Source organism: Vibrio pomeroyi (assembly GCF_024347595.1).
GTDB lineage: Bacteria > Pseudomonadota > Gammaproteobacteria > Enterobacterales > Vibrionaceae > Vibrio > Vibrio pomeroyi.
Genome location: NZ_AP025506.1, coordinates 483,181 through 494,910 on the forward strand (window position 1 = coordinate 483,181; position 11,730 = coordinate 494,910).

Annotated in this window: 8 protein-coding genes; all 8 read right to left on the reverse strand. The window is 46.6% G+C overall.

What is annotated here, in order from left to right; translation table 11 throughout:
* Nucleotides 1-80: 80 nt before the first annotated feature.
* A protein-coding gene (locus tag OCV12_RS02165; RefSeq protein ID WP_261884783.1) for an IS3 family transposase occupies nt 81-1,285 on the reverse strand; the annotation gives its coding sequence in 2 pieces (ribosomal slippage) (nt 81-898 and nt 898-1,285; 1,206 coding nt in all).
* A gap of 107 nt (nt 1,286-1,392) precedes the next feature.
* The gene (locus OCV12_RS02170) at nt 1,393-2,010 is read right to left on the reverse strand and encodes a TRIC cation channel family protein (protein ID WP_048658038.1); all 618 of its coding nucleotides are present in this window, start codon (nt 2,008-2,010) and stop codon (nt 1,393-1,395) included.
* A gap of 74 nt (nt 2,011-2,084) precedes the next feature.
* Nucleotides 2,085-2,945 carry a vitamin B12 ABC transporter substrate-binding protein BtuF gene (btuF, locus tag OCV12_RS02175; RefSeq protein WP_261885248.1) on the reverse strand — a complete coding sequence of 287 codons (861 nt, stop codon included), beginning with the start codon at nt 2,943-2,945 and terminating at the stop codon, nt 2,085-2,087.
* Between the two features lies 1 nt (nt 2,946).
* A complete protein-coding gene (locus tag OCV12_RS02180) occupies nt 2,947-3,900 on the reverse strand; it encodes a cobalamin biosynthesis family protein (RefSeq protein WP_261885249.1) in 954 nt (317 codons plus the stop codon).
* Nucleotides 3,901-3,910: 10 nt separating this feature from the next.
* Nucleotides 3,911-4,606: a 5'-methylthioadenosine/S-adenosylhomocysteine nucleosidase gene (mtnN, locus tag OCV12_RS02185; protein ID WP_261885250.1), complete on the reverse strand. Its 696-nt coding sequence runs from the start codon at nt 4,604-4,606 to the stop codon at nt 3,911-3,913.
* Between the two features lie 126 nt (nt 4,607-4,732).
* Complete coding sequence (locus tag OCV12_RS02190; protein WP_017070085.1) at nt 4,733-5,161, reverse strand: DUF1499 domain-containing protein; 429 nt, start codon at nt 5,159-5,161, stop codon at nt 4,733-4,735.
* A 452-nt stretch (nt 5,162-5,613) separates the two neighbouring features.
* Nucleotides 5,614-7,026, reverse strand: coding sequence for an FAD-dependent oxidoreductase (locus OCV12_RS02195; RefSeq protein WP_145575403.1), 1,413 nt, complete (start codon nt 7,024-7,026; stop codon nt 5,614-5,616).
* A 16-nt stretch (nt 7,027-7,042) separates the two neighbouring features.
* Complete coding sequence (gene gltB / locus OCV12_RS02200) at nt 7,043-11,506, reverse strand: glutamate synthase large subunit (RefSeq protein ID WP_261885251.1); 4,464 nt, start codon at nt 11,504-11,506, stop codon at nt 7,043-7,045.
* Nucleotides 11,507-11,730 lie beyond the last annotated feature (224 nt).

The window sequence follows — 11,730 nt, forward strand, 5'->3', positions numbered from 1 at the left end:
TTGTACTTAATAACTGATGTTTATGAGTGAATTAGTAGGTGGAGTATGTACCGTCCTGATATGGGTTGACACTTGATTGACTAAAACGCTCGATGTATTTCATCGGGCGTTTTGTATTTTAGAGCAGTGTGAGGCCTATATTCATTATAGATTTTTACTGATTCGGCGACCATTTTCTTTGCTTCATCTAAATCATTCGGTTTATTCAACAGATACTCCATCTTCAATATTCCGTTGATCCTCTCTGCTAACGCATTTTGATAACAGTCATAGCCATCAGTCATTGAGCAAGATACATCATACTGTCGATGCAACTCTTGGTATTCAACAGAGCAGTACTGAACACCTCGATCTGAGTGATGAACAAGCTCACCTGTATTCTTCCGCTCTTTCAACGCGTTTAAAAAGGCCTGCTTGACCGTGCGAGCTTTCATATCATCACCTATGTGATAGCCCACGATTTTTCTTGAATAAGCGTCCGTCACTAAACTGAGATAAGTACTACCACACCGCGTTGCTAGATAAGTAATATCGGCAACCCATAATTGCTCTGGTCTTTCCGGTATTAAGCCTTCTTTGATTCGATTTGGATGGCAGTAAAAGCGATGATTACTGTTTGTGGTTCGATGATAAGCCCTTCGATTCTGCACTAATAATCGATTCATTCTCAGTAGAGAGAATAAGCGGTCTCGCCCGATTTCAATATCGTTCTGAGCAAGTAAATACTTGATCTTACGAGTTCCTATACGAGGGTGCATCATCCTTTGCTCCTTCACAAAACCGAGTACTGATTCATCTTTCTTTGTCTGATGAATTTCCGCAACACAGCGCTTGTAGAAAGCTTGTCGTGTAATACCGATGAAGTGACAAGCTTTAGTGACGGTCAACTTTCTGACCGTTTTTTCCTTAATAACTCGGCCTTGCGCTTCTTTGAGATTCGGACACCGAAATCTCGATCCATGACTTTTACAACCGCTTCAAAGAACTCAGCTTTAAGCTGAGTTTCTTCTAATTGCTGTTCGAGTTCTTTGATTCGTTGCTCTGGGGTTTGAGTTGAGGAAGAGTTTGACATAGTCGCTCCTAACGCTCTCGATTGTTCTATTCCTTTAGACCAATCTAGTTGACCATGTTTGCGAAGCCAAACTAAAACGGTAGAGCGACCTTGGATCCCATAACGCTCTTGAGCCTGCTTATAAGTCATTTCGCCTTTTTCAACTTGGCTTACTACTGCCAATTTAAAGGCAAGAGAATAATCTCGTTGAGTACGTCTACTTGTTGTTTTCATGACACTCTCCAATTTCATGTTGGAAATGTGTCAACCATATTTAGGACGGTACAGTAGAATTAAAAAAGGCCCCTTACGGAGCCTTTAATCAATTGTGTAGCGCTAGCTTATTTGATGGCGAATGTCGGCAGTGATAAGTGCCAGCGAATAGCCCCAAGCCTGATCAGCAGTGTTGAGAATACACCGGCTAAAAAAGCCGTCTCTGAGTCGTGACCCATGCTGATTGCCATGGTGTGGAAAGCGCCACCAATAATACAAGCGGTCGCGTAGACCTCACTTCTTAGGATCATCGGCACTTCACGGGCAAGAACGTCACGAATAATACCGCCACCACAACCTGTGATGACACCCATGATAATGGCCACCAATGCAGAATCTTGGTAAATCAGCGCTTTTTCAACACCAATGCCCACGAATACCGCTAGGCCGATTGCATCACATACTGGCAGTATCCACCAAGCCAGACGTTTGGGGCGTCTTACAATGATCATGGTCAGCAAGCAGGTAATGATGATTACCCAAAGGTAGGTGGTGTCAGTGATCCAAAACACTGGAGTTGCACCCAATGCCATGTCACGAATAGTACCGCCACCAATCGCGGTTACACTGCCTAGAACGGCTACGCCAAAAGGGTCCATCTTAAGACGGCCAGCGACAAAAACGCCTGAAATAGCAAAGATGGCAGTGCCAAATAAATCGATAATATAAAGCAGCATGGAGTCCATGATACTGGTGCTCTTATAGTTAAAATTGTAGGGACAGGTCGGTGGCGAATTGTACGAAAAAACGCAGCAAAAAGTTAGTGATTTTGCCTAGCTCTATCGAAGAAATCGCACACTTGTTGGATCGCTTGCAAAGTTCTGGTTGTCGGGCGATTAATCCAATCTGAATTGAGTGACCAAATCTGATCTTGAGCGACAGCCGGGATCTCCTCTTCCCAAGTTTGCCACATGGTTCCGTTCTCAATGGCGTGCTGAGAAGTGAAGATCACTTCAGGTTTCTTAAGCACAACCTGTTCAATACCAACTTGCGGATAAGGGGAGGCGCTGTCTTCAAAAATATTGTGACCGCCACAAAACTCAAACACCTCACTTGGCCAGTGTCCTTGTGCCACGGTAATGATCGGCTTTTCGCTAAGCTGATAAAAGTAGTTTACCGGTTCGGCGTCTTTATATTTTAGCCTTAACGCGTTGAGCTGTTCTTTGTATTGCTTGGCATTATTTTCACCGATACTCGGGTCGCTTGCGTATTGGCTGAGTTGTTCAATATTGGTCGCGATGCTGTCTAGGCTTTTGGTTTTTGAGTAGTAAATATTGAAACCAAACTGCTCTAGTTTCGCAAGTTCTCTAGGCGGGTTGCCAGCTGGCCACGCAAGAATCAGATCTGGCTGCAGTGCGATGATTTTCTCAACCTTGATGCCTTGATAGTTTGCTACCTTCTCAAGCTTATCAGCCTCTGGTGGGTAATCACTTCGCTCGCTCACTGCGATAAGGTTGTCACCCAAGCCAGCGCTGTATGCAAGTTCTGTGGCATGAGGAGCTAGGCTGATGACACGTTCGGCCGTCACGACTTCTGTCGCAAGTGAAGTGGGTACCCATAAACTGAAGCTGAGACTGAACGCGAGGGCTGTACATCGTGTAACAAGTTGAGAGGGTTTCACTTTAAATCCCTTGGTGAATAATGAGTAAGGCTAGGCTTTGTAAGAATATCCAGATAGCGATGCGACCAAAAAGCAGCTTTTGAACTTGAGATAAGTGCAGCGCTGATGGGGCGATTCTGCCGCCTAATTTTGCACGAATGGCTTTGGTGTTGTCATAAATAGCAGGGCCACCCAGTGATAGCTCAAGCTTATTGCCAACGGCTGTAATTAACCATGCTGGGCCGGGTAGAGGCCAAGATCGACTCTGAACGAGCATCATCTTAAATGTATGAGACGCTTTATCACCAAAGACGATCATCAAGGCAAACAAGCGCATTGGTATAAATTCTAGGATAGCGACGATCTTGATTGCCGTTGAGCCAAAAGGAGAGAACTGCTTGCGACTTGGTGACCAAGCTCGAGCTAACTCGATAATCAGGCGATACATCAATGCGGCGATACCACCACCGATGGCGTACCAGAACAGCACACAAACCACGTTACGAGCGTAACCCATGATGATGGTTTCTGTGGCGGCTTTGCCTAGGCCAAGTGATGAAAGTGATTCGGTCTGACGATTGACAATTGGAGCCAGTAACTGACGAGCGGCGGCTTTATCTTCTCGCCCAAGTGCTTTGATCAACTGATTAGCCAGCTTTTCATTATTACGCCAATCAATGGCGAGTAATAGCAGTGCTAACTCAAACAGCTGAGATTGCCAAACCAAAGGTTGCAAGGCCAACAGAATAACCAGAGTCGGCAGTACCATTAACCCCCAGGCTAATGTGCCCGAGATTAAACTTTGGGAATAGTTTTGGTTGTTATTAACCTTGCTTGCTAAAAGCTCAGCAAACTTATGCCATAAGGTCGTGGGGTGCGCGGCATGAGGGATAGGTAAGATTAAATGAAAAAGCAGTGCTCCCCACATTACAAGGAGCATGCCATTTGCAAATACCTGATCAAACAGTGTTTGCATGTCTAGTCGCTTACTTTAGTAGGGCAACCATTTTGATAACCATTTCAGAAGAGCTTTGTGCTGCTAGCGGCAGGAACTCTTCGAAGCTCATTGGTGATTCTTTGTCTGCAACGTCAGAGATTGCACGAACAACCACGAATGGAACTTGGAATTGGTGACAAGCTTGAGCAATCGCAGAAGCTTCCATCTCTACAGCAACCACTGATGGGAAGTGCTTACGGATGAACTCTTGGCGTTCAGCTGTGCAAACAAATGCGTCGCCAGTACAGATAAGGCCGCGAACCGCGTGCTTATCTTCCATTTGAGATAGCGCTTGTTCAGCAACTTGCATCAGTTTGTCGTCAGCTTTGAATGCTGCAGGTTGACCTGCCATTTGCCCGATTTCGTAACCGAAAGCCGTAACGTCTGCATCGTGGTGACGAACTTCAGTCGAGATAACGACATCACCAAGGTTCAGTGTTGAATCAAAACCGCCAGCGGAGCCAGTGTTTAGAACGACATCTGGTTGGTATTTGCTTAGTAGGATTGAAGTACCAACTGCTGCTGCTACTTTACCAATGCCTGATTGAAGCAAAACAACGTCAACACCATTTAGCTGACCAGAGAAAAAGGTACAACCGCCTTTATTAACTTCAGTAATGTCTGAAATTGCTGCTTTTAGGATCGCAACTTCTTGCTCCATTGCGCCAATGATGCCGATTTTCATGTGTAGTCTCTTAATAAAAATATTTAAACAGTAGAGCGAAATTGTAGCATGGAAGAGAAGTGTCGAGCGACAGCCCAGAAGCACTTCTCATCCGAATAGAAGCGATTTATCTGCGTATTCTTTTATCTATTTGATTAGGCCTTCGCTTTTTAGGCTTGCGCGAAGTTGTTCAGCACGTTTTCGGTTCACACCAAAATCAGAATGGCCAGTACGAGACTCTGAACGCACGATCAGTTTGCCATCGGTGATTTTAAGTTCTAAGTCATCGACAAAGCGCATGATGCGAGAGGTACATTCAACACGCAGGTAATCTTCTGTTTTACTCGCGGTTTTCGAACCCGGTAAGGTTAGTGCAACCTGCTCAATCGCATCTAGGTTTGCTGAATCTGATAACTCAAACGCGGCCAATGCATGCTGCTCACGATCATCTTGAGTTGATACGCAGTTTGGTTTGTCTCCACAAGGTGATGAAGTTCTGTCTTTCATGTCCGTGATTCCTTGGCTGCAAGCGGTTAACGTTAAAAGTGATAGTGAGAGGAGAGCTGCTTTTTTCATAGTGTTTCCTATGGCGTTTTAGATCTAATTGTAGTTATCGGCATTGGTTTGTCTGCGATTGTTTTACGTATTTTTGTTGTGCTTGTGATAAACGTATCTAATTCAAAAAAGGATCCATAATTGGATCCTTTTTTATAGTAACGGCTTGAGTAATAAAGGAAACCTTATACTAGGGCGTGTTGACCTTTCGTGGTTAAATTTTGTTCGGGTGGGGACGCCTAGTCAAAAGCGTTTTAATCGCGGCGAGGGGGAAGTAGCCTAGTCACTCTAAGCAAATCTCCCTCAACAAAGAGTAAAACGCTTTTAGCCGAACCCTTCGGGCAGCGTTTGCTGGTCATTTCTACTACGTTATCGGCTTCTCATGTAGGCTAGCTACACATCGACGCCTCTGCCTTGTATAAATGCCCAGCAACTCGCTGCAAAAATCAGCTCGAAAGATCAACACGCCCTGGTCACACTTCTAGGTAATCTAATATCCCTTCCGCGGCTTTGCGGCCTTCATCTATAGCGGTCACGACCAAGTCAGATCCTCGAACTGCATCGCCACCTGCAAAGATCTTGCTGTTGGTGGTTTGGTATTGAAACTCTTGCTGTCCGGGTGCTTTGATACGACCCCATTGGTCCAATTCAACACCGAAAGGTTCTAGCCACTCCATCGCGTGAGGTTGGAATCCAAATGCCATGATCACAGCATCGGCTTCAAGGACATGTTCACTGCCTTCGACTGGTTCTGGACGACGACGGCCAGCTTCATCAGGTTCACCCAAAGCGGTTTTCACGACTTTGACGCCAACCACATGACCAGCGCTATTTAGTTCTAAGCCAATAGGTTGGAGGTTGAACTTGAACTTTACACCCTCTTCACGTGCATTCTTCACCTCACGGCGAGAGCCCGGCATATTGGCTTCATCTCGGCGGTAAGCACACACAACATTGGCTGCATGTTGGCGAATCGAGGTTCTTACACAGTCCATCGCAGTATCACCACCACCAAGCACGACCACCTTCTTTCCTTGCATGTCGATGAACGGAGTTGGGTTTTCTAAATCCATTACCTTGTAGGTGTTGGATATTAGGAAAGGAAGGGCATCATAAACGCCCGGTGCATCTTCGTTGTCTAAACCTGCACGCATGTTTTTATAGGTACCGACACCTAAGAAGACAGCGTCGTAATCATCGACAAGTTGCTGAAGTTGTACATCTTTGCCGACTTCGGTATTCATTTGGAACTCAACGCCCATCTCGCTAAAGATGCGGCGACGATTTTCCATGATGCCTTTCTCAAGCTTGAACGAAGGAATACCAAATGTCAGTAGACCACCGATCTCCGGATAGCGGTCAAACACAACGGCTTTTACGCCATTACGAACTAGGATGTCAGCCGCCGCTAGACCTGCAGGTCCCGCACCGATGATAGCGACCTTTTTATCTGTCCACTCTACGTGAGACATGTCCGGCTTCCAACCCATCTCAAAGGCTTTGTCGGTAATGTACTTTTCAATATTGCCTATGGTTACAGCACCGAAATCATCATTGAGGGTACAAGACCCTTCACATAATCGGTCTTGAGGACAAACTCGTCCGCAAACCTCGGGCAGGCTGTTGGTTTGGTGAGACAATTCAGCGGCTTCGATAATACGTCCTTCATTGGCAAGCTTAAGCCATTGAGGGATGTAGTTGTGAACAGGGCATTTCCATTCACAGTATGGGTTACCACAGTCTAAACAACGGTCTGCTTGCGCTTTCGCTTGCTGTTTCGTGAAAGGTTCGTAGATCTCTACAAACTCAATCTTACGTATCTTGATTGGTTTCTTCGCTGGGTCTACGCGATTCACATCAATAAATTGGTATACATTCTGGCTCATTATTGGCTCCTTCCAATTATTGCGCTTGAACACGAAGTTCAGCTGAGCTGCGGCTTTGGTGGCCGAGCAAGGTGTTCAGATCCGCCGTCTTTGGCTTCACTAGGTAGAACTTCGGAATCCATTCATCAAAGTTCGCCAGAATAGCTTCAGCGTGTACTGAGCCAGTCTCTTCTAAGTGTTCTGCAATTAAGCCACGCAGATGTTCTTGGTGGATAAATAGATCAGACAGAGAAAGTGCCTCGACCGACTCGTTATTTACTCGGCCTTGGAAGTCTTCATTCTTATCCATGACATAAGCAAAACCACCTGTCATACCCGCGCCGAAGTTGACACCAGTTGCGCCAAGAATGGCAACAATACCGCCAGTCATGTACTCACAAGCGTTGTCACCCGCACCCTCAATCACGGCGACCGTACCTGAGTTACGTACGCCAAATCGCTCACCAGCAGTACCTGCCGCAAATAGCTTGCCTCCGGTTGCGCCATACAGACAAGTGTTACCTATAATGGTCGCTTCGTTACAAGTAAATGCGGTGCCTTGGTGAGGCTTGATAACGACTTTGCCGCCAGCCATGCCTTTGCCAACATAGTCATTAGCATCGCCTGTTAGGTACAGCTCAACGCCGCCTGCGTTCCAAACTGCAAAAGACTGACCTGCTGTACCATCGAGGTATAACTTGATTGGTGAACCTGCCATGCCTTGGTTGCCGTATCGCTTAGCAATTTCGCCAGAGATACGTGCGCCAATAGAACGGTCTGTGTTGATCACGTTGTAGTAAAGGCTGGTGGATTGACGTTTCTCAATCGCATCGAGTGCATCATCAAGGATCTGTTGGTTGAGTTGCGCCTTATCAAATGGTGCGTTTGGCTCGGTCCAAAACAGTGGGTGACCCTCTGGAGAAACAGGAGCTTCGAGTATTGAAGATAGATCGAGTTTGCTCTGTTTCGCTGTGAGACCTTGAACAGCTTCAAGCAAATCAGTGCGACCAATCAGGTCCGTGAGTTTTTCTACGCCAAGCTCTGCAAGGTATTGGCGAACTTCATCGGCTAGGCCAGCAAAGTAGTTCACTACCATATCAGGTAGGCCTTTGAAGTATTCGCGGCGTAGTGTTTCATCTTGAGTCGCGACACCCGTTGCACAGTTGTTTAGATGACAAATTCGTAGGAACTTACAACCCATTGCGACCATTGGCGCGGTACCAAAGCCAAAGCTTTCAGCACCTAAAATCGCGCCTTTAATCACATCAAGACCGGTTTTCAAACCACCATCGACTTGTAGGCGGATCTTATGGCGAAGCCCATTAGCAACCAGTGCTTGCTGGGTTTCCGCTAGGCCGAGTTCCCAAGGACAACCTGCGTATTTCACCGAAGTCAGTGGGCTCGCTGCGGTACCGCCATCGTAGCCAGAGATCGTAATCAGATCGGCATAGGCTTTTGCTACACCTGTCGCGATAGTGCCGACACCCGGTTCAGACACTAACTTCACTGAAACCAAGGCGTTAGGGTTCACCTGTTTAAGGTCGAAAATCAGCTGAGCCAAATCTTCAATTGAGTAGATATCGTGGTGCGGAGGAGGGGATATCAGAGTGACACCTTGAACTGAGTATCTCAGCTTAGCGATTTCTGCCGTCACCTTATGACCCGGCAGTTGACCACCTTCTCCGGGCTTCGCACCTTGCGCGACCTTGATTTGCAGAACATCTGCATTGGTCAAGTAATGTGGCGTGACACCAAATCGACCAGACGCAATCTGTTTAATGCGCGAGTTACGGTCAGTACCAAAGCGTCGTGGATCTTCACCGCCTTCACCTGAGTTTGAGTAACCACCCAAGCGGTTCATCGCCATCGCTAATGCTTCATGCGCTTCTGGGCTCAGAGCCCCAATCGACATCGCTGCCGAGTCAAAGCGCTTAAAGAGATCTTTACTCGGCTCGACTTGTTCAAGTGTTAGTGGCTTATCGGCTTTTTTAAGGCTCATTAAGTCACGCAGCATCGCGGCAGGGCGAGCATTTACTTGTTTAGCAAAAGAGAGGTAATCCGAAGTTTCGCCAGTTTTAACTGCGGTTTGCAGTGTGCCGACCACATCTGGGTTATAGGCGTGGTATTCGCCGCCATGGACGTATTTCAGTAAACCACCGTGCTCGATAGGCTTACGCTTAGTCCACGCTTTACGCGATAAGTTATAGATATCTTGTTGGAAATCGCTAAAGCTAGCACCTTGGATTCGTGTAGTAACTCCGCGGAAACAGAGTTCAACAACGTCAGAATGTAGGCCAACTGCTTCGAAAAGTTGCGAACAACGATATGAGGCAATCGTAGAAATACCCATCTTCGACATGATCTTATACAGACCTTTGTTGATGCCGTTTTGGTAGTTTTGCATCGCGGTGCGATAGTCTTTGTCTAAAGAGCCATCATCCAACATTTTACCTAATGCTTCATAAGCCAGGTATGGATAAACCGCGGTCGCCCCGAAGCCAAGTAGAACTGCGAACTGGTGTGGGTCACGAGCCGTTGCTGTCTCAACCACGATGTTGGCATCACAACGCAGATTGGTATCAGCAAGTCTTGTTTGCACCGCACCAACCAACATGGCTGCAGGGATTGGTAGTTTACCTTTCTCTAATCCTTTGTCCGATAGCACAACTAAAACGGCACCTTCGCGGACTTCTTGTTCTGCACTATCACATACCGCTTTGATCGCTTGTTCAAGGTCTTGGTGGTTAGGATCGTAGTGCATGCTGAGAATGACATGACGATAATGTTTTTGACTCAACTGCAGAAGCTGCTGCATGTCTGAGTAAAGCAATACTGGTGAATCAAACGTGACACGATAGGCGTGACCGTCTGTTTCACAGAACACGTTCATCTCTTTACCAATACTGGTCGCCAAAGACATCACGTGTTTTTCACGCAGTGGATCAATCGGTGGGTTGGTGACCTGTGCAAATTTCTGGCGGAAGTAATCAGTAACCAGACGCTCTTTTGAAGAGAGCACAGCCATCGGCGTATCATCGCCCATTGAGCCTACCGCTTCTTGCCCCATGTCACCAAGCACACGCAGTACTTGGTCAGACTCCTCGTTGCTCATCGCAAACTGTTTTTGGTAGGTCTTGAGCGTGTCATCGTCAAAGCTACGCTTACCGACTTGGTCATCTTGCAGTGCAGAAAATGGCGTTAACTTGTGAACGTTCTTTTCCATCCACTCTTTATATGGGTGGCGACCTTTGAGGTCATTGTCGATCTCATTAGATTGCCATAGCTTGCCGCGGCGAGTATCGATCACCAGCAATTCACCCGGTCCAACACGACCTTTTTCTGCAACTTCATCCGGTGCGTAGTTCCAGATACCGACCTCAGATGCCAGTGTGATTAGATTGTCTTTGGTAATCACATAACGCGCTGGGCGCAGGCCATTTCTATCAAGGTTACATGCGGCGTAACGACCATCTGAAAGTACGATGCCAGCAGGACCATCCCAAGGTTCCATGTGCTTGGAGTTGAAGTCGTAGAAGGCACGCAGATCTGGGTCCATGTCTGGGTGATTTTGCCAAGCGGGCGGAACAAGCATACGCATCGCTCGGAACACATCCATACCACCGGCAAGGAACAGGTCGAGCATGTTATCTAGGCTTGAAGAGTCTGAGCCTGTCTCATTCACAAAGGGTGCTGCAGTTTGCAAATCGGGCAGCAGCGGTGAAGAGAATTTATAGGCACGAGCCTTGGCCCACTGTCGGTTACCTTCTATGGTATTGATCTCACCGTTGTGCGCCAAATAACGGAATGGTTGAGCCAGTGGCCAGCGCGGTTGTGTGTTAGTTGAGAAACGCTGGTGGAACAGACATATTGCAGATTCCATACGTAAGTCTGCAAGATCGAGGTAAAATCGCGGAAGATCGGCTGGCATACACAGACCTTTGTAGACCATTACCTGTGTTGAAAGGCTACAAATATAGAAATCTTTGTCTTCGGTGATTTGCTTTTCAATTCTGCGGCGAGCAATGTATAGGCGGCGTTCGATATCACGCTCACGCCAACCGGCAGGAGCAGAGATAAACACTTGTTGAATGTTTGGAACCGAGTCTTTTGCGATTGGACCCAAAACATCTGTGTTAGTCGGCACGACACGCCAACCTGCAACGGTGAGTGTCTCTTGAGCGAGCTCTTTATTGACGATGTCTTGCGCGGATTGCGCTTTGATTGGGTCTTGGTTGAAGAAAATCATGCCGACAGCGTATTGCTTGCCGAGGTTGAAGTTATTCTCTTCTGCGATAATTCTGAGGTACGAGTCTGGCTTCTGTAGTAATAAGCCACAGCCATCTCCGGTTTTACCATCCGCAGCGATACCACCACGGTGTGTCATGCGATCTAGGGCTGAAATAGCAGTTCTTACCAACTTATGACTAGGTTGGCCTTCCATTTGCGCTATTAAACCAAATCCACAGTTGTCTTTTTCAAGACTAGGATCATATAGAGCCATTGCAATTCTCCCTTTTGCTTCTCTGTCATCCAGACAGTAAATGACTAACTATTCATGTACTTGTTGTTTTTTATAAACTGATAGTTTGCTTTAGCCAGTTAAAACGTTATTGGTTGTGTTAACAAAACCGATTGATTTTATTTTCATCAGCTTTACAACGTATAGCTAATTGTGTTTAAGGTCAAGTTCATGGTTAATTATCATGCATAAACGCGATTAGCCAC